The 19,036-nt window shown below is 66.7% G+C and carries 16 protein-coding genes; 9 read left to right on the top strand and 7 right to left on the bottom strand.

Features of this window, described 5'->3' with window-relative positions:
* Positions 1-23: 23 nt before the first annotated feature.
* Positions 24-1,355, bottom strand: coding sequence for a chromosomal replication initiator protein DnaA (gene dnaA, locus AC5P8D_RS18895; RefSeq protein WP_057503118.1), 1,332 nt, complete (start codon positions 1,353-1,355; stop codon positions 24-26).
* A 255-nt stretch (positions 1,356-1,610) separates the two neighbouring features.
* On the opposite strand from dnaA, the gene rpmH reads away from it, so the two are divergent.
* The 6 genes from rpmH to AC5P8D_RS18865 all read left to right on the top strand — a co-directional run bounded on the left by rpmH (position 1,611) and on the right by AC5P8D_RS18865 (position 9,351).
* Positions 1,611-1,751 (top strand): 50S ribosomal protein L34, encoded by a 141-nt coding sequence (gene rpmH / locus AC5P8D_RS18890; protein WP_005411729.1) that lies wholly within the window; start codon positions 1,611-1,613, stop codon positions 1,749-1,751.
* A 5-nt stretch (positions 1,752-1,756) separates the two neighbouring features.
* Positions 1,757-2,251: a ribonuclease P protein component gene (rnpA, locus tag AC5P8D_RS18885; RefSeq protein WP_021203275.1), complete on the top strand. Its 495-nt coding sequence runs from the start codon at positions 1,757-1,759 to the stop codon at positions 2,249-2,251.
* Positions 2,251-3,966, top strand: a complete 1,716-nt coding sequence (yidC, locus tag AC5P8D_RS18880) for a membrane protein insertase YidC (protein WP_057503117.1) — start codon at positions 2,251-2,253, stop codon at positions 3,964-3,966. Before rnpA ends, yidC begins: the two co-directional genes overlap by 1 nt.
* 115 nt (positions 3,967-4,081) lie before the next feature.
* The gene (locus AC5P8D_RS18875) at positions 4,082-6,754 is read left to right on the top strand and encodes a polysaccharide deacetylase family protein (RefSeq protein WP_495203574.1); all 2,673 of its coding nucleotides are present in this window, start codon (positions 4,082-4,084) and stop codon (positions 6,752-6,754) included.
* A 3-nt stretch (positions 6,755-6,757) separates the two neighbouring features.
* Positions 6,758-8,107, top strand: coding sequence for a tRNA uridine-5-carboxymethylaminomethyl(34) synthesis GTPase MnmE (gene mnmE, locus AC5P8D_RS18870; RefSeq protein ID WP_100447237.1), 1,350 nt, complete (start codon positions 6,758-6,760; stop codon positions 8,105-8,107).
* A gap of 137 nt (positions 8,108-8,244) precedes the next feature.
* Positions 8,245-9,351, top strand: coding sequence for a glycerophosphodiester phosphodiesterase (locus AC5P8D_RS18865; RefSeq protein WP_126560798.1), 1,107 nt, complete (start codon positions 8,245-8,247; stop codon positions 9,349-9,351).
* Between the two features lie 154 nt (positions 9,352-9,505).
* Here the strand turns inward: AC5P8D_RS18865 and AC5P8D_RS18860 are convergent, their stop codons facing one another.
* Positions 9,506-10,276 (bottom strand): rhomboid family intramembrane serine protease, encoded by a 771-nt coding sequence (locus tag AC5P8D_RS18860; protein ID WP_010487444.1) that lies wholly within the window; start codon positions 10,274-10,276, stop codon positions 9,506-9,508.
* Between the two features lie 106 nt (positions 10,277-10,382).
* A complete protein-coding gene (locus tag AC5P8D_RS18855) occupies positions 10,383-11,345 on the bottom strand; it encodes a TerC family protein (RefSeq protein ID WP_010487446.1) in 963 nt (320 codons plus the stop codon).
* 373 nt (positions 11,346-11,718) lie between these two features.
* On the opposite strand from AC5P8D_RS18855, the gene AC5P8D_RS18850 reads away from it, so the two are divergent.
* Both AC5P8D_RS18850 and AC5P8D_RS18845 read left to right on the top strand, forming a co-directional pair.
* A complete protein-coding gene (locus AC5P8D_RS18850) occupies positions 11,719-12,888 on the top strand; it encodes a class I SAM-dependent rRNA methyltransferase (RefSeq protein ID WP_043397689.1) in 1,170 nt (389 codons plus the stop codon).
* 138 nt (positions 12,889-13,026) lie between these two features.
* On the top strand, positions 13,027-14,262 hold the full coding sequence (locus AC5P8D_RS18845) for a dipeptidase (protein WP_019336826.1): 1,236 nt from the start codon (positions 13,027-13,029) through the stop codon (positions 14,260-14,262).
* A gap of 55 nt (positions 14,263-14,317) precedes the next feature.
* Here AC5P8D_RS18845 and AC5P8D_RS18840 read toward each other — a convergent pair whose 3' ends face one another.
* Both AC5P8D_RS18840 and AC5P8D_RS18835 read right to left on the bottom strand, forming a co-directional pair.
* Positions 14,318-15,745: an amino acid permease gene (locus AC5P8D_RS18840; protein ID WP_010487453.1), complete on the bottom strand. Its 1,428-nt coding sequence runs from the start codon at positions 15,743-15,745 to the stop codon at positions 14,318-14,320.
* A 175-nt stretch (positions 15,746-15,920) separates the two neighbouring features.
* Positions 15,921-16,916 (bottom strand): aldo/keto reductase, encoded by a 996-nt coding sequence (locus AC5P8D_RS18835; RefSeq protein ID WP_010487455.1) that lies wholly within the window; start codon positions 16,914-16,916, stop codon positions 15,921-15,923.
* Between the two features lie 121 nt (positions 16,917-17,037).
* Between AC5P8D_RS18835 and AC5P8D_RS18830 the strand changes: the two genes are divergently transcribed.
* Positions 17,038-17,940, top strand: a complete 903-nt coding sequence (locus AC5P8D_RS18830) for a LysR family transcriptional regulator (protein ID WP_029380155.1) — start codon at positions 17,038-17,040, stop codon at positions 17,938-17,940.
* Between the two features lie 23 nt (positions 17,941-17,963).
* On the opposite strand, the gene AC5P8D_RS18825 is transcribed toward AC5P8D_RS18830, so the two are convergent.
* Complete coding sequence (locus tag AC5P8D_RS18825; protein WP_010487459.1) at positions 17,964-18,398, bottom strand: hypothetical protein; 435 nt, start codon at positions 18,396-18,398, stop codon at positions 17,964-17,966.
* On the bottom strand, positions 18,395-19,024 hold the full coding sequence (gene leuE, locus AC5P8D_RS18820) for a leucine efflux protein LeuE (protein ID WP_010487461.1): 630 nt from the start codon (positions 19,022-19,024) through the stop codon (positions 18,395-18,397). Before leuE ends, AC5P8D_RS18825 begins: the two co-directional genes overlap by 4 nt.
* Positions 19,025-19,036 lie beyond the last annotated feature (12 nt).

The following is a 19,036-nucleotide window of genomic DNA, read 5'->3' as shown; positions in this document are numbered from 1 at the left end:
GACGCCTCATCGGCATCCGTGCATCATTCGCTCAGCTTCCGGATCAGCTTGTCCCAGTCCTCGCGGAGCTTGCCGTCGGTTTCCATCAGGGTCCGGATCTGGCGGCAGGCATGCAGCACCGTGGTGTGATCGCGACCGGCAAAGGCGTCGCCGATCTCGGGCAGGCTGTGCTCGGTCAGTTCCTTGGTCAGGGCCATGGCGACCTGGCGGGGCCGGGCCAGCGAGCGGGTCCGACGCTTGGACAGCAGATCCTTGATCTGCAGCCCGTAGTAGTCGGCCACGGTTTTCTGGATGTTGGGAATGCTGATCGCCTGCTGCTGGGCGCGCAGCAGGTCGCGCAGGGTTTCCTGGGCGAACTCGGTGGTGATCGCGCGGCCGGTGAAATTGGCGCGGGCGGTCAGGGTATTGAGCGCACCTTCGAGGTCGCGCACGTTGGAGCGCATCTTCTTGGCGATCAGGAACGCAACATCATCGGGAATCTCGGCACCGCGTTCGCGTGCCTTGGCCAGCACGATCGCGGCGCGGGTCTCGAAGTCCGGCGGTTCGATCGCGACCGACAGGCCCCAGGCAAGCCGCGACTTCAGGCGCGCTTCCAGGCCCTCGACTTCGCGCGGATAGCGGTCACAGGTCAGGATGATCTGCTGCTTGCCATCGAACAACGCGTTGAAGGTGTGGAAGAACTCTTCCTGGGTGCGGTCCTTGCCGGCGAAGAACTGGATGTCATCGATCAGCAGCGCGTCGACCTGCTGGAACTGGCGCTTGAACTGATCCATGGTCTTTTCCTGCAGGGCCCGGATCATCGCGCTGAAGAACTGTTCAGAACGCAGGTACAGCACCTTCGCGCCCGGATTGGCCTGGCGCATGGCGTTGCCGGCAGCGAACATCAGGTGGGTCTTGCCCAGGCCGGTGCCTCCGTACAGCAGCAGCGGATTGTGCGCGCGGTCGCCCGGCTTCTGCGCTGCCTGGAAGGCGGCGGCCAGGCCCAGCTGGTTGCTGCGGCCTTCCACGAAGTTGGCGAACGTGTAGTGATTGTCCAGGTTGCCGGCGAAGGGCACCTGCGGTTCGCTGGACACATGCGCCGATGACGTGGAAACCGGCGCGTTCTGCGCCTCCACAGGGCGCGGGCGCGAGCCGATTTCAAGAAAAACGTCGCTGAAGCCGGCGAAATGCGCCAGCAGTTCGCGGATCCGGGCCAGATACAGCTCGCGGACCTGGTCGACGATGAAGGCATTCGGTGCATACAGCACCAGGCTGTCCACGCGCAGATCGGCCTGCAGCGGCTTCAACCAGGTATGAACGTCTTCCGGCGGGAACTCCGCTTCGAGGCGCTCGAGACTACGGGACCAAGCATCCATCAGCAATAATCGTCCGGTGGCCGGGGCATGGACGCGACAAGGCGCCCAAACACAGGCCGGAAAGGGGGGAAATGGATGGCTCAGACTACCACCGAGCGCCCGCCTTCGGAATGCTTGTCCCCTACTTATTCACAAAAACATCCACAGCTATTGCACAGCCCAGTGAATTCGCGTAGTTGCCAGGGGTTGACTTGGGGCGGGGTACCTCTCTAGAATTTCCGGTTCTTTCCGTCCCATTCATACGAGAGGCCCCCAATGGCCACGAAGCGCACCTACCAGCCCAGCAACCTCAAGCGTAAGCGCGACCACGGCTTCCGTGCCCGTATGAAGACCGCTGACGGCCGCAAGATCCTGTCGCGTCGCCGCGCCAAGGGCCGCAAAGTCCTGAGCGCCTGATTGCCATGCCGCACATCGCGGCAGACGCAATCCCTTCGACAGTGAATACTGCAGACCCGCGCAAGCGATTCCCTCGCTCTGCGCGGGTTCGCACGCGTGCCGAATACTCAACGGTCTTCAACGGCGCCCGCCGTGTGTCCGATCCGCTGATGACCCTGCACTGGCTGCCGGCTGACCGGCCGGCCAGGCTGGGTCTGGCGGTTTCCCGCAAGGTTGATCCGAACGCCGTCGGGCGTAACCGGATCAAGCGCGTCCTGCGCGACATCCTGCGTCAGACACGTACCGACATCCAGCCAGGCGACTTTGTCGTCGTGGCTCGTAGTGCTGCGCGTTCCGCCAGCAACGACGAGATCCGCCAGGCCTTCCTGCGCCTGCTGCGTCGCCTGCGTGCATTGCCCACGCCGGGCGTGGACGGCACAATGCCGCCGCCTGATGGCATCGCAACTCCTTCTTTGACCGAGCCGGCATCGCGTCCCGGCCCCGCCGAGCCTGTCCGCTGATGAACCAGACCCGCGTATTCCTCATTTTTGCCTGGCTGATGGTGGCCGTGCTGCTGTGGATGGAGTGGAGCCGTGAAAAGGCTGCTCCGACCCCGGCACCGACGACCACGTCGGCCCCGGCCGCTGCACAGAGCGTTCCGGGCGCAACCCCGGGCGCCATCCCCAGCGCCCAGGTTCCGGGTGCGCCCGGCCAGGCCGCCGTGCAGGCGCAGGCCAGCGCCACCCCCGCCAGCCAGCGCGTGACCGTCACCACCGACGTCCTGCGCCTGGTGCTCGATGGCGGCCGCGTGCTCGACGCCGAGCTGCTGCAGTTCCCGCAGACCAAGGACGAAGGCAGCCCGCCGGTCCGCCTGCTGACCGAAGACCCCGCGCATCCGTACAGCGCGATCAGTGGCTGGGCCAGCGAAGACAAGAACACCCCGGTCCCCGGCGCTGACGGCTTCAAGCTGGTGGGTGACACCAAGGACTTCGTGCTGGCCAAGGGCCAGAACGAGCTGCAGATCCCGTTTGTGTGGGCCGCCGACAACGGCGTGACCATCAAGCGCACCCTGACCGTCTCGCGCAACGAGTACGCCGTGCGCTTCAAGGACGAAGTCAGCAACACTGGTGCCGCTCCCTGGAACGGCTACGTCTACCGCACCCTGGACCGCACCCCGACCATCCTGTCGCGGAGCATGACCAACCCGGATTCCTTCAGCTTCAACGGTGCCACCTGGTACGACAACGACAAGAAGTACCAGCGTCGTGCGTTCAAGGACTACCTGGAAGACGGCACGCTGAACCAGAACATCACCGGCGGCTGGCTGGCGATGCTGCAGCACCACTTCTTCACTGCCTGGATCCCGCAGAAGGACCAGACCGCACACTACGTGCTGTCGCAGGTGGCCGGTCGTGACCTGATCGAAGCGCGTGGCCCGGCCTTCACCGTGGCACCGGGCCAGTCCACGAGCACCGAAGCCCGCCTGTGGGTCGGCCCGAAGCTGGTCAACCTGATCGCCAAGGAAGATGTGCCGGGCCTGGACCGCGTGGTCGACTACAGCCGCTTCTCGATGATGGCGGTGATCGGCCAGGGCCTGTTCTGGGTGTTGAACCAGGTGCACAAGCTGGTGGGCAACTGGGGCTGGGCGATCGTCGGCCTGGTGGTGCTGCTGAAGCTGGTGCTGTACCCGCTGTCGGCGACCCAGTACAAGAGCGGTGCGAAGATGCGTCGCTTCCAGCCGCGCATCGCGCAGCTGAAGGAACGCTATGGCGATGACCGCCAGAAGTTCCAGACCGCGATGATGGAGCTGTACAAGAAGGAAAAGATCAATCCGATGGGCGGCTGCCTGCCGATCCTCATCCAGATGCCGATCTTCTTCGCCCTGTACTGGGTGCTGGTGGAATCGGTCGAACTGCGCCAGGCGCCCTGGTTCGGCTGGATCCAGGACCTGACCGCACGCGACCCGTACTTCATCCTGCCGGTGATCAACGTGGCGGTGATGTGGTTCACCCAGAAGCTGACCCCGGCACCGGGCATGGACCCGATGCAGCAGAAGATGATGCAGTTCATGCCGCTGGTGTTCGGCGTCATGATGGCCTTCATGCCGTCCGGCCTGGTCCTGTACTGGGTGGTCAACGGCGGCCTGGGCCTGCTGCAGCAGTGGTGGATGACCAAGCGCCATGGCGGCGAGCCGGTCCCGGCCACCACCGCGCCGGCCCCGGTCAAAAAGAAGTAATCGGTAGAGCCGGCCGCTGGCCGGCTGACCCCAGCAGAAGCCCGCCGCAAGGCGGGCTTTTCGCATCCGGCGTTAGAATCGCCGGCACACCGATCCTGCATCCATCGAGTCCGCCATGCCGCGTGCGTCGTCGTTCCGCCTGTTCCTGCCCTCGCTGTTGTTGACCCTGGTCGTTGCCGGTTGTGGCGACAAGGATGCGAAGGCACCGGCGACCACCGTCACCCAGCCCAGCGCGCAGGCCGCGGCCGCCGCCGATCCGGCCGCCGCACCGTTGCTGGCTGCGTTGCAGAAGCAGCTCGACGGCTACCGCCGGATCATCGTGCTGCTGGCTGACGAGGACCAGCAGTCGGCTGCCGACCGCGGCACCTCTACGCGTGTGGGCCAGCAGCTGTTCCACGATGGCCTGGAGCAGCGCACGGCGATCGCCGCGCAGTTCGACACGCTGTTGCGCGGCTCCAGTCCGCAGCGCTTCGCCACCCTCGGCACTGTGCTGGACTACATCGAGTCGGCGCCGGAGCTGTTCGACGCCGACCGCTTGGCCTTCCGAGAAGTGCTGCGCGATCTGCATGAGCGCGTCGGCGCCGATTCGTCGCTGCCGGCAGTGAAGCTGCACCAGCGCATCGGCGAAGACCTGGAGGCGCTGGACGAGATCGAGCGCAACTACAACCAGGAACTGACCCGCATCTTCAGCCGCTTCGAGCGCACCCGTGCCATCGAACTGAAGCGCGAGAAGTGGGACGACTACATCGCGCACCTGCACAAGCACTACAGCCGCGAAGCGATCCTGCGCGACTACGGCGTGATCGAGCCGTACCCGATGTCGATGAAGGACAGCGAACGCGAGATCTTCGGCCGCGACCTGCCGCCGAAGACGGTGGTGCTGACCTTCGACGATGGCCCGCACAAAGCCTATACCGATGAAGTGGTGGCCATCCTCAAGCGCTACGACGTACCGGCCGTGTTCTTCGAGGTCGGCCGCAACCTCGGCAAGGTCGAGACCGACGGCAAGGTCAGCCTCGGGCCGATGGCGAAGATCAGCCGCAACCTGATGGAAGAGGGCTACGCCGTCGGCAACCACAGCCTGACCCATGCGCAGCTGTCGCGTACCACCGGCGATGCGCTGCGCCAGCAGGTGCTGGACACCGACACGCTGCTGAAGGATGTCGACAGCAAGCGCGCGCCGCTGTTCCGCTTCCCCTATGGCGCGCGTAATGCCGAAGGCCTGCAGCTGCTCAACGAAGCCGGGTTGAAGTCGATCATGTGGAACATCGATTCGATGGACTGGGCCGACCCGGTGCCGGAATCGATCGTGCAGCGCGTGCTCGACCAGGTGAACAAGGAACAGCGCGGCATTATCCTGTTCCATGACATCCACGACCGTGCGGTGAAGGCGCTGCCGCAGATCCTCGACCGGCTGATTGCCGATGGCTACCAGTTCGCAGGCTGGAACGGCCGCGACTTCACCGTCGCCCGCGCGCGCAAGGGTGACACCAGCGCCGCCACCGTCACCGCCGGCTACGAGAAGTCGTGGGCGATCGTGGTCGGCATCGACAATTACGCCAAGTGGCCAAAGCTGGAATACGCCAGCCACGATGCGCAGGCGGTGGCCAATACCCTGACCGGGCAGTTCGGCTTCCCGTCTTCGCAGGTGATCGTGCTGAAGAACGAGCAGGCCACACGCAACAACATCCTGGCCGCCTTCCACGACCGCCTGGCCGATGACCGCACCGGAAAGAACGACCGCGTGTTCGTGTTCTTTGCCGGCCACGGCGCCACCCGCCAACTCGCCTCCGGGCGTGACCTGGGCTACATCATTCCGGTGGATTCGGACCCGAAGGAGTTCGCCACCGACGCCATCGCAATGACCGACATCCAGAACATTGCCGAGAGCATGCAGGCCAAGCACGTGATGTTCGTGATGGATGCCTGCTACAGCGGCCTGGGCCTGACCCGTGGTGGCCCTTCTTCGTCGTCGTTCCTGCGCGAGAACGCTCGTCGCAGCGCACGGCAGATGCTGACCGCCGGCGGCGCCGACCAGCAGGTGGCCGATGCCGGCCCGAACGGCCACTCGGTGTTCACCTGGGTGCTGCTGCAGGCGCTGGCTGGCAAGGGCGATCTCAACGGCGATGGCCTGATCACCGGTACCGAACTGGCCGCCTACGTGGCGCCGGCCGTCTCAGCCGTTTCGCACCAGACCCCGGCCTTCGGCAGCCTGCCGGGTTCGCAGGGCGGCGAGTTCGTGTTCCAGGTGCCCGACAGCCAGGAATTCCTCAACGCCGATACGCGCCAGCTGACCGCCGATGCAATCGCACTGAACAACAAGGTTGAAGCCGCCAGCGAAGCCAAGGGCAGCCAGGCGCCGGTGACGGTGGCCGACCTGCAGGGCGGCAAGGCCAAGCTGGTGGTGCCCACCGCCGGCCCGGCCTCCGACCGCCAGCGCGCGCAGCAGGCCAATGACCGCGGCCTGCAGCTGTACCGCGAGAAGCAGTACGACGAAGCGGTAGCCCAGTTCACCGAGGCACTGAAGCTGCGTCCGGACTTCGCCCAGGCCGCCAACAACCTCGGCTTCGTCTACTACCGCCAGCAGCGCTATGCCGAAGCGGCGCGCTGGCTGGAGAACACACTGAAGATCGACCCCTCGCGTGCGGTGGCCTATCTCAACCTGGGCGATGCCTACTTCAACGCAGGCGACAAGGCGAAGGCGAAGCAGGCCTACACCACCTACCTGGCGCTGCAGCCGCAGGGCAGTGGTGCCGCGCAGGCACGGGCGCAGCTGGAGAAACTCTGAGCCATGAATGATGCAATCCGCACCGATACCATCGTGGCCATCGCCAGTGCCCCCGGCGCGGGCGGTGTCGGCCTGCTGCGCCTGTCCGGTCCGCGCGCAGCAGCCATCGCCAACGCGTTGGGTGCGCCTGCACTGCGTCCGCGCCATGCGCACTACGCACGCCTGCGCGACGCCGATGGCGAGGTCATCGACGATGGCATCGTGCTGTGGTTCCCGGCACCGAACAGCTTCACCGGCGAAGAGGTGGTGGAACTGCAGGGCCACGGCAGTCCGGTCCTGCTGCAGCAACTGGTCGCGCGCTGCATCGCGCTCGGTGCGCGCCAGGCGCGGCCGGGCGAGTTCAGCGAACGCGCGTTCCTCAACGGCAAGCTCGACCTGGCCCAGGCCGAAGCCATCGCCGACCTGATCGCGGCCGGCGACAACCGCGCGGCGCGCGCGGCACGTCGCTCGCTGGACGGCGTGTTCTCGCGCCGCATCGACGCTGTGGTCGAGCAGCTGGTGCTGCTGCGGATCCATGTGGAAGCGGCCATCGACTTCGCCGACGAACCGCTGGATACCCTCGGCGGCGCGCAGGTGCGGCGTGGCCTGGAACAGGCGCGCAGCGACCTGGCCCTGCTGCGCCGCGACGCCGAACGTGGCCGCCGCCTGCGCGATGGCCTGCATGCCGTGCTGATCGGTCCGCCGAATGCCGGCAAGAGCTCACTGCTGAACGCACTGGCCGGCAGCGAACGCGCCATCGTTACCGACATCGCCGGCACCACCCGCGACACCCTGCGCGAGACCATCCGCCTGGATGGCCTGGAGCTGACCCTGGTCGACACCGCCGGCCTGCGCGACGGCGGTGACGCCATCGAACGCGAAGGCATGCGCCGCGCCCATGTGGAGATCGAGCGCACCGACCTGGCCCTGATCGTGCTGGATGCGCGCGATCCGGCGGCGGGTGAAGCCGCGCTGGGCGAGGCCGTGGCAGCGGTGCCGCACAAGGTCTACATCCATAACAAATCGGATCTGCTCGATGTGCTGCCGGCGCTGGACGATCCGGACCGCGTGTTCGTCTCCGCTGCGACCGGTGCCGGCCTGGAGGATCTGCACGCGCGCCTGCGTTCGATCGCATCGGCCGGGGCAGGGGAGCAGGTGGATGGCGAGTTCTCGGCGCGCACGCGGCATGTGGATGCAATCGAGCGTGCGCAGGAACACGCGCAGCGCGCCGATGGCGAGCTGGCGCATGAGCACCTGGAACTGGCTGCTGAGGAACTACGGCTGGCGCATGACGCGCTGGGCGAGATCACCGGGCAGATGAGTGCCGATGACCTGCTGGGAAGGATCTTCTCCAGTTTCTGCATCGGGAAGTAACTGTAGAGCCGAGCCCATGCTCGGCTGTTCTTCCAATCAGCCGAGCATGGGCTCGGCTCTACAGATGCAGGCTTCCCCCACCTGTCACATTGCCGCCGCATACTGACGCCCATCACATACCGCTTGGGGAAGTCGCAGTGAAGTCGTGGGGTTGTGCGTTGCTGTTGTCGCTGGCCGTGGCACCATCGGTGGCCATGAGTGCTGAATCCTCCACCCCGGCCGCGCACAAGGTGTCGGTCTACGGCCATCGCGGCGCAAGCGCGCTGTTGCCGGAGCACACCCTGGCGGCCTACGCCCAGGCGATCGCCGATGGCGCCGACTACATCGAACCGGACCTGGTGATGACCAAGGACGGGGTGATGGTGGCCCGCCACGAGAACGAGATCGGTGGCACCACCGACGTCGCCTCGCATCCGGAGTTCGCCAGCCGCCGCACCAGCAAGGTCATCGACGGGCAGAAGGTCGACGGCTGGTTCACCGAAGACTTCACTCTGGCCGAGCTGAAGACCCTGTACGCGCGCGAGCGCCTGCCGGAGCTGCGCAGCACGGCCTACGACGGCCAGTTCCGCATCGCCAGCCTGGACGAGATCCTGGCCTTCCTGGTCCAGCAGGCCGGCCGCGCCAACCGCGGCATCGGCCTGGTGCCGGAGATCAAGCACCCGACCTACTTCCAGTCGATCGGCCTGCCGATGGAAGACAAGCTGCTGGCCGCGCTGCGCGGCAACGCCTATACCAACGTCGGCCCGGTCACCATCCAGTCGTTCGAGACCGCCAACCTGCGTTACCTGCGCGGCAAGATCCCGCGTGGCAGCAACATCCGCCTGCTGCAGCTGCTGTGGAAGGGCGACACCCAGCCGACCGACATCGCCAAGGCCGGTGGCACGCTGACCTACGCGCAGATGATGACGCCGGCCGGACTGAAGGATATCGCCAGCTACGCCGACAGCATCGGCCCGGAGCTGCGCTCGATCATTCCGCTGGATGACAAGGGCGCACTGGGCACGCCGACCACGCTGGTGCGCGATGCGCATGCGGTGGGCCTGATGGTGATTCCGTACACCTTCCGCCCGGAGAACCACTTCCAGGCCAGCAACCTGCGCAAGGGGGCCGACAACGCGCGCAATGCAGAGGGATCGATCGCCGAAATGCGTGCCTACCTGGCCACCGGCATCGATGCCTTCTTCACCGACGACCCGGCACTGGGCAGGCAGGCGGTGGATGGCACGGGCGCGGCAGGGAACTGAGCGATCAACGCGGCCGGGCATGGGCCGGCGCTACCCGGGGTGCCGGTGTGCTCCGGTAGGTGCCAACCTTGGTTGGCACACAACAACCGCGCCGACCAAGGTCGGCCACTACTGGGTCATGAGGTTGCCGGCCAGCGGCCGGCACTACCGTCACCTAGCTGCGCGGCTCGTCCGGCCGGCGGAACGGGATCACCACGTAGTCCTGGCCTTCGCGCGGCTGCCACAGCACCGGCACGCGCTGCGGTGACGGCGGCTCCAGCTCGTCGTCGGGCAGCGGTTCGATGTCTTCTTCCTCGTCTTCCCAGCTGTAGCGCGGGCGCGGCGGTAGCGGGTCGGCATTGCGGAACAGCAGCGCGGCGATGATGCCGGCGAAGGCGCCGCCCATGTGCGACTGCCAGGACACGCCGTCGGCGTGCGGCAGGATGGTCATCAGCATGCCGCCGTAGAACAGCATGCCGATCAGGCCGGTGGCAATCGCCGCGCGATCGCGGCGCAGCAGGCCCAGGCTGGCCAGCAGGAACATCAGGCCATGGGTCACGCCACTGGCGCCCAGGTGCACGCTGCCCGGATTGCCAAGCATCCACGCGCCGATGCCCGAGCCCAGCCACAGCAGGGGCAGCGCGCGAACGGTGGCTTTCGGGTAGACGCTGCCGGCCAGCGTGCCGAGGATCAGGATCGCAATGCTGTTGGCGACGATGTGCTCGACCGAGGCATGCAGCATCGGGCCGCCGATCAGGCCAAGCAGGCCCTTGGCTTCCAGCGGCGCGACCGCCCACGGTCGCCAGTCGAACGTGCCCTGCAGCGCGAACACGGCCACCAGCACCAGCACGGCGGCCAGGCTGGCATTGAACGCCCGCAGGATGCGCGAGCGGTCATTGCGGGGGGCCGGCACGTCGCCAGCGGGCAGGGGCGCGTTGTTGTTCATACCTCAGCAATGGCGGTGGTTGGCGTGAAACCAAGGCCACCGCGGCGGGAGAGTGGAAACGGCCGGCGGGACAATCCCACCGGCCGCGCCATCCAGCGGGTCGGGCTCAGGCCTGGCCTTCGCCTTCCTTCGGCGGGTACTTCAGGCTCAGTACCACGGTGGCGGCGATGATCACCGCCACCACGCCCAGCGACACCGGGGTCGGGATCTTGAACAGGTCGATGATCATCATCTTGATGCCGATGAAGCCCAGCACCAGTGCCAGGCCATACGGCAGCAGGTGGAAGCGGTCGGCCATGCCGGCCAGCAGGAAGAACATCGCACGCAGGCCCAGCACCGCGAACACGTTGGAGGTGAGCACGATGAACGGGTCGGTGGTGATCGCGAAGATCGCCGGGATGCTGTCCACCGCGAAGATCACGTCGGTGACCGCGATCAGGATCAGCACCGCGAACAGCGGGGTGAACCAGCGCACGCCATCGCGCTTCACGCTCAGCGCGTTGCCCGCGTAGTCCGGCAGCAGGCGCAGGTGCTTGCGCATCCAGCGCAGGGCCGGGTTGGTCTCCAGGTCCGGCTCCTGGCCGGCGGCGAACCACATCTTCCAGCCGGTGAACAGCAGGAAGGCACCGAACACGTAGAGCAGCCAATGGAACTGGCTGATCAGCACACTACCGGCGAAGATCATGATCGTACGCAGCACGATCGCGCCCAGGATGCCGATGATCAGCACCTTCTGGCGCTGTTCTTCCGGCACTGCGAAGTAGCTCATGATCATCAGGAAGACAAAGATGTTGTCGACTGCCAGCGCCTTCTCGACCAGGTAACCGGTCAGGAATTCGAGGCCGACCTTGTTGGCCACCACCTGGCCGGCAGTCTCATTCAGGTAGTACCAGAGGCCCGCATTGAACAGCAGGGCCAGCGCGACCCAGCCGATGGACCACCACAAGGCCTCCTTGAAGGTGACCTTGTGCGGTCCACCATGGCGCATCAACACGAGGTCGACCAGCAGTGCGATGACCACCACCGCTGCGAAGCCGCCCCACAACCACACGTTACCGATCGTCTGCATTGGGAATGTCCGTTGGAAAGATGAATGCCAGGCCGGACGGCGAGGATCTGCAACGGAGGATCGGGAGGGGGATCCAGGGACAGAGCTTCGCCAGTACGGCGAAGGTCTCGCTCGCAGTCCCAGTCGGCTGGAACTGCCGTTGCACCGGAGCCTGCGGGCTCGAAATGACGGCGACAACGTCTGGGAGCTACTCCCCTTCTGACGCCGATTCTGCGGCCTGGCCGGGCCGCCGTCAAATGCCCCTGCATTGGGGTCGGATCCCCAACCGGGCTCCGCACCCCCGCTCTGGTAGATGCCAACCTTGGTTGGCATACCGGCCGGGGGCAGAGCCCCTACGGGAATCTGACCCCGGCGCCCGGTTTACAATAGGTGGATGAATACCCCCCTTCCGATTGTCCGCCTCAAGAATGCGTGGCGTTCCAGCCACCCGTGGATCTTCCAGAAACTGGTCGAGAAGCCGACCGTCCGGCCCAAGCCCGGTTCCATCGTCGACGTGGTTGGCATCGATGGTGAGTTCATTGGCCGCGGGTTCTACAACGGGCACTCGCGCATCGCCGTGCGCATCCTCGAAACCGATCAGAACGTGCCGGTGGATGCCGGCTGGTTCTCGCGCAAGATCGCCCAGGCGGTGTCGCTGCGCCGTGAGGTGCTCAAGCTCGATGCGGTGTCCGATGCCTGGCGCGTGGTGCACAGCGAAGGCGACGGCCTGTCCGGCCTGGTGGTCGACCGCTACGGTGATCTGGTGGTGGTCGAGTTCTTCGCCGCCGGCATGTTCCGCCATCGCGAGTGGATCTACGACGCCCTGCGCGAGCAGTTCCCGGGCTGCCGCTTCCACAGCTTCGCCGACGAGCACGTGCAGAAGCAGGAAAGTTTCGACTTCCACGGCAACACCACCACCGAAGCGTCGGTGATCACCGAGTACGGCATCAAGTTCCGCGCCGACCCGGCCGGTGCGCACAAGACCGGTTTCTTCGCCGACCAGCGCGAGAACCGCGAGTGGCTGAGCCGGCAGGTGGAAGGCAAGAGCGTGCTGGACCTGTGCTGCAACACCGGCGGTTTCGCCGTGTATGCGGCGGCGCGTGGTGCTTCGGAAGTGGTCGGCATCGACATCGATGAAGACGTCATCCAGATCGCCAAGGGCAATTCGCGCCTGAACAACGTGCGCCCGAAGTTCGTCCAGTCCGACATCTTCCCGTGGCTGCGCGATGCCGCCAACCGCGGCGAGCAGTACGACGTGGTGATCCTGGACCCGGCGAAGATGACCCGCGACCGCGACCAGGTCATCACCGCGCTGAAGAAGTACCTGGACATGAACAAGCTGGCGCTGGGCGTGGTGAAGCCGGGCGGCCTGTTCGCCACGTTCTCGTGCACCGGCCTGGTGGCCGAGGACCAGTTCCTCGACATGCTGCGCCGCGCGGCCTACTTCTCTGGCCGCACGATCCAGATCCTGAAGGTCGCTGGTGCGGGTCCGGACCATCCGTTCATGGCCCACGTGCAGGAATCGCGTTACCTCAAGGCCGTGTTCTGCCGCGTGGTGGATTGACCGCGGGACGCTGTAGAGCCGAGCCCATGCTCGGCTGATCTGCCTGACAGCCTCAAGATCCGCCGGGCGTGGCCCGGCGCTACCCAATGCGCGGCCGCAGCGCTATGGTCGGGCTCTTCCCATTGCCGGTGAGAGCCCATGCCATCGTTGCGCCACCTGTCCGTCGTGCTTGCCCTGGCGCTGTGCGCGCCGCTGTCGGCTCATGCCATCGAGTTCAGCGCACAGGAACTGGCCCGCGCCAAGGCCCTGCAGCAGCGCCTGGTCACCCTCGACAGCCATCTGGATACGCCGGCCAATTTCGGCCGCAGCGGCTTCGACATCGAGCAGCGCCACGACCGCAACGCGCTCTCGCAGGTGGACTACCCGCGCATGGTCGAAGGCGCGCTGGACGGCGGTTTCTGGGCGATCTACACCGACCAGGGCGATCGCACCGCCGCCGCCCATCTGGCCGAGCGTGACCACGGCCTGCAGCGGCTGCTGGAGATCCGCGAAATGCTGGCCGCCAATCCCGAGCGTTTCGCGCTGGCATTGACCGCCGATGACGCGGCGCGGATCAAGGCTGCCGGCAAGCGCGTGGTCTACATCAGCATGGAAAACGCCAGCCCGCTGGTGGCCGATTCCAGCCTGCTCTCGTTCTACCACCGCGCCGGCCTGCGCCTGCTCAGCACCGTGCACTTCGCCAACAACGAGTTCGCCGATTCGGCCACCGACCCCAAGGGCGCGGAATGGAAAGGACTTAGCCCGGCCGGCAAGGAGCTGGTGCGGCAGGCGGTGAAGCTGGGCATCGTGATCGACCAGTCACATGCGTCGGACGCGGTGTTCGATGACCTGCTGGCAATGATGCCGGTACCGTTCGTGCTGTCGCACAGTTCGGCCAAGGCGGTCTACGACCACCCGCGCAATCTCGACGACGCGCGCCTGCGCAAGCTGGCCAAGGCCGGCGGCGTGATCCAGGTGAATGCCTATGGCGGTTACCTGATCGACACCGCAAAGACGCCCGAGCGCAAGCAGGCCGAGGAAGCGCTGAGCAAACAGCTGGGTGGCTGGGAAGGCATGGGCATCGAACAGGGCGTTGCCCTGCTGAAGGCCGAGCAGGCGCTGGACCACGAGCATCCAGTGCGCCATGCCAGCCTGGACGATTTCTTCGCCCACTTCGAGCACATCCTCAAGGTGGTCGGCCCCGAGCACGTGGGCATTGGCCTGGACTGGGATGGCGGCGGTGGCCTGAGTGACCTGCCCGATGTCAGCCAGCTGCCGAAGATCACCGCGTGGCTGCTGCGCAAGGGCTATACCGAGAAGCAGATTGCCGGCATCTGGGGCGGCAACCTGCTGCGGGTGATGCGCCAGGCGCAGGAGTACGCCGCTGCTCCGTAGAGTCGAGTGGTGCTCGACTCTACAGAGGGGCGCCGGGCCATGCCCGGCGGCGCCCTTATTTCGCGATCAGCGCGTGGCGACGGCTGTACAGGAAGTACAGCACCAGGCCGGCCACGTTCCACAGCAGGAAGTACAGCTGGGTGGTATGCGGCAGGCTGATGAACAGGTAGATGCAGCCCAGCGCGGCCAGCGGGCCGACCACGAAGGCCAGCGGCGTACGGAACGTGCGTTCGCGGTTGGGCTCGCGCAGGCGCAGCACCACCAGGCAGATGCCTACCGCAGTGAACGCGGCCAGGGTACCGGCGTTGGCCAGTGCGGCGATCTCGTCCAGGCGGGCGACACCGGCCAGCGCCGACACCACCACCGCAGTGAACAGCGTGGTCGCCACCGGCGTGCCGGTACGTGCGTTCACCTTGGACAGGCGACGCGGCAGCAGGCCATCGCGGCTCATCACGAAGAAGATGCGGCTCTGGCCGTACAGGAAGGCCAACAGCACGGTCGGCAGGGCGATGATCGCGATTACGCCGATCACCATCGCCGCGGTCGGATGGCCCAGCTGGCGCATGATCAGGGCCAGCGGCTCGGCGCTGTGGCCGAACACCGCGTAGCTCATCGCACCCACGGCGGCCAGCGCCACCAGCACGTAGACGATGGTGCAGCCGATCATCGAACCGATGATGCCGATCGACAGGTCGCGGCCCGGGTTCTTGGTTTCCTCGGCGGCGGTGGAGATCGCATCGAAGCCGTAGAAGGCGAAGAAGATGATGGCCGCTGCCGCCATCACGCCGTGCTCGACGCCATCAGGGCCCATCGACTTGGCGAAACCGTAGGGCATGAACGGCTGCAGGTTGGCGCTGTCGAACGCAGGCAGGGCCACGGCCACGAAGATGGCCAGCGCGATCAGTTTGAACACGACCAGGATGGCGTTGAGCGTCGCGCTCTCCTTGGTGCCGGCCATCAGCATGCCGGCCACCAGCCAGGTGATGATGATCGCCGGCAGATTGATCATGCCGCCTTCCACATGCGGGCCGGCCGCCAGCCAGGCCGGCAGGTGCACGTTCCAGCCGAACTGGGTATGGACCCATTCGAGGAAGCCGACGAAGTAGCCGGACCAGCCCACCGCCACCGTACTCACCACCAGCGAGTACTCCAGGATCAGGCTCCAGCCCACCACCCAGGCGAACACTTCGCCCAGCGCGCTGTAGCTGTAGGTGTAGGCACTGCCGGCGGCAGGCATCATCGTCGACAGCTCGGCGTAGGACAGCGCCGCACAGGCGCAGACGGCACCGGCGATGGCGAAGGAGATCAGCACGGCCGGGCCGGCCAGGTTGGCACCCACGCCGATCAGCGTATAGATGCCGGTACCGACGATGGCGCCGATGCCCAGCGCGATCAGGTGCGGCCAGCTGAGCGTGGGGATCAGGCGCCTGCCGGCTTCGTGGACGGTGACGGAATCTAGGGACTTGCGCCGGAACAGGGACATGCAGGCCTCGGAAGGGGTGACTAAGAACGACAAGTTCCCGAGTGTGACCGAACGCAGCGCAGCATTACCACTGACGGGGGTCATGCATAGCGGGGCGCGCGCTGCGCCCCGGCCAGGCTGCCGGAATCGGCACAATCCGGCGGCAGCCACCGGTGTGCATTGGTCCCGGCCGCTGCTACGACTGGATGTTGGCCATGCCGCTGACCGAATAGCGCTCACCGGCCGCGGCATGCGGCGGGAAGGCCGCATCCAGTGCGTCCAGCGTGGCCGCATCCAGTTCCACCTGCAGCGCACCGAGGTTCTCGTCCAGCCGTACCCGCCGCGTCGTGCCCGGAATCGGCACGATGTGCTCGCCGCGCGACAGCACCCAGGCCAGCGCCAGCTGCGAGGCGGCGATGCCGCGCTCGGCGGCCAGCGTCTGTACGGTGTCCACCAGTGCAAGGTTGCGCTGGAAGTTTTCGCCTTCGAAGCGGGGCGAGGTGCGCCGGTAATCGTCGGCGTCGAAGTCGTCCGGGCTGCGGATGGCGCCGGTCAGGAAGCCACGGCCCAGCGGCGAATACGGCACGAAGCCGATGCCCAGTTCCGCCGTGGTGGCCAGCACTCCGTTCTGCTCCGGATCGCGCGACCACAGCGAGTACTCGCTCTGCACCGCCGTGATCGGGTGGACCGCATGGGCACGGCGGAGGGTGGCCGCCGAGGCCTCGGACAGGCCCAGCCAGCGCACCTTGCCCTGTTCCACCAGGCGTGCCATCGCACCTACGGTGTCCTCGATCGGCACGGTCGGGTCGACGCGGTGCTGGTAGTACAGGTCGATGTGGTCCACGCCCAGGCGGCGCAGGCTGGCCTCGCAGGCGGCCTGCACATAGTCCGGGTGGCCGTTGACCGGCCGCCCCTTCGGGTCGGTCGGGTCCAGGCCGATACCGAACTTGCTGGCCAGGAACACCTGGTTGCGGCGGCCGGCAATCGCGCGGCCGACCAGCACCTCGTTGGTGTGCGGGCCATACACATCGGCGGTGTCGAGCAGGGTCACGCCCCGGTCCAGCGCGTGCCGGATGACGGCAATGCCGTCATCGTCACTGCCGCGGCCGCCGTAGTAGGCGCTCATGCCCATGCAGCCCAGGCCAAGGGTGGACACGGTGGGGCCGGCGCGGCCGAGAGTACGGGTCTTCATGCGGATCTCCTTGGGGAAGGCGCCATGCCTGGAGGGGCAGCGGCGAGGGGCACAGCATCCTCCACGTCATCATGTGGATAAACTGCGTGCCACCGGACTTACCTTGAAGACTGGCTTCACAATGGATGCCTCCGTCCCCCTCACCGCTGTGGTCGCCTTCGTCCACGTGGCCGAGCACGCCAGCTTTACCCGCGCCGCCGATGCCCTGGGCGTGTCGACCTCGGCGCTGTCACAGAGCGTGCGCGCGCTGGAAGCGCGGATGGGCGTGCGCCTGCTGCAGCGGACCACACGGCGGGTCAGCCTGACCGAACACGGCGCGCGCTTCCTGCAGCGCGTGCGCGGCGGCCTGGACCAGATCGACCAGGCCTTTGCCGAACTGGACAGCGCGCGCTCGGTGCCTGCCGGGCGGCTGCGTGTGACCCTGCCGCGCATCGTCGCCGATCGCATGGTCCTGCCGCGGCTGCCCGATTTCCTTGCGCGCTACCCGCAGGTGCAGGTGGAACTGTGCGTCGACCCGGCGCTGACCGATCTGGTGGCCGAGGGCTTCGACGCCGGCATCCGCCTCGGCGAATCACTCGCACAGGGCATGATCGCGGTGCCGGTCGGGCCACCTGAGCGCCAGGTGGTGGTGGCCACGCCGGCCTATTTCGAACGCCATGGCGTGCCGCAGACCCCGCATGACCTGCAGGGCCACGCCTGCATCGTGCACCGCCTGGCCAATGGCCGGCTGATGCCCTGGGAGTTCAGCCGCGAAGGCCACGACCTGGACGTGGAAGTGAGCGGGCGGCTGGTGTTCAACGATGCCGGCGTCGCCCATCACGCTGTGCTGGCGGGGCTGGGCATGGCCCAAGGCTTCGCTTCGCTGATGGCCGACGACATCGCCGCTGGGCGACTGCAGAGCGTGCTGCAGGACTGGCAGCCGCCGTTCCCCGGCTTCCACCTGTACTACCCCGCGCGTGAGCAGATGGCGCCCAAGCTGCGGGTGTTCATCGATCACCTGCGCGCGGAGATGCACCACCGGTAGATGCCAACCTTGGTTGGCATGCTTCAATCGACCACGCGCGCCGCTACGCCTCCCGGCCAATGGCAGCCATCCTCGTGCCACGCCTCGACGTCCTCGTTGAACTCGATACGTCGCCCGTCGCGGGCGCGCTCGTAGCTGAAACCGTAGACGTGCGCGCCCTGGGTGCTCAGGTAGTAGCGCCCATTGAGGCGGCCACCGATGCGTTCTTCCCAGACGCTGTCGAACTGGTACGGGCGGTCTTCGGCCAGCACCGTCGTTTCCTGCGACACCTGTTGCAGTTGCAGGCGGCCTCGCTGCCCGGCGTACTGCACGTCGGCGCTGCCATCGTCCAGCCAGCGCCACAGCAGGTGGATGCCGTCGTTGCGGCCCCCGGTGAGGCAGCGATGGTCCTGCACGCTGGCCGCTGCGGTGTCGGCCAGAAGCCCGATGAACACCAGCACCAGCAGCCGCCGGATCATCCGTTCAGCCCCAACCGGATGCCGAACCCCACCAGGAACAGGCCGGCCACGCGGCGCAGCGCATCGCTGATCCGCGGGTGCTGGATCAACCGGCGACGGGCCAGGTTGCCCACACCGATCAGCATCGAGCAGTAGCCGATGCTGACCACCAGGATGATGCCGGCCAGTGCCGCGAAGGTGGCGATGCCCTGGTGTGCCTTCGGATCGATGAACAACGGCAGGAAGGCCATGTAGAACAGGATCGCCTTCGGGTTGAGCAGGCTGACCAGGATCGCCTGCTGGAAATAGCGGCCGGGCTGCATGCGGATCGGGCCAGCGTCGCCACCCTCGTGCTTGGGCGTGCGCAGCAGGCTGATGCCCACCCACACCAGGTAGGCCGCACCCAGGTACTGCACGGCGTGGAACACCAGTGGGTTGGCCTTCAGCAGTGCGGCCACACCGGCCAGCGCCAGCCACATCAGGATCTGGTCGCCGACCAGCAGGCCGGCCAGCGCGGTGTAGCCGCCACGCACGCCGCCCCGGCCGGTGGCGGTCAGCAGGGTGAAGGTGCCGGGGCCGGGCAGGGCGAGAAACACCAGCACAGCGACCAGAAACGTCCACAGGTCCTGGATGCCCATCCACGGCATGGCGGCGTTCTC

The sequence above is a fragment of the Stenotrophomonas sp. YJH_SMC_101-4 genome (assembly GCF_059370395.1).
This window is presented reverse-complemented; position numbering and strand designations above follow the sequence as displayed.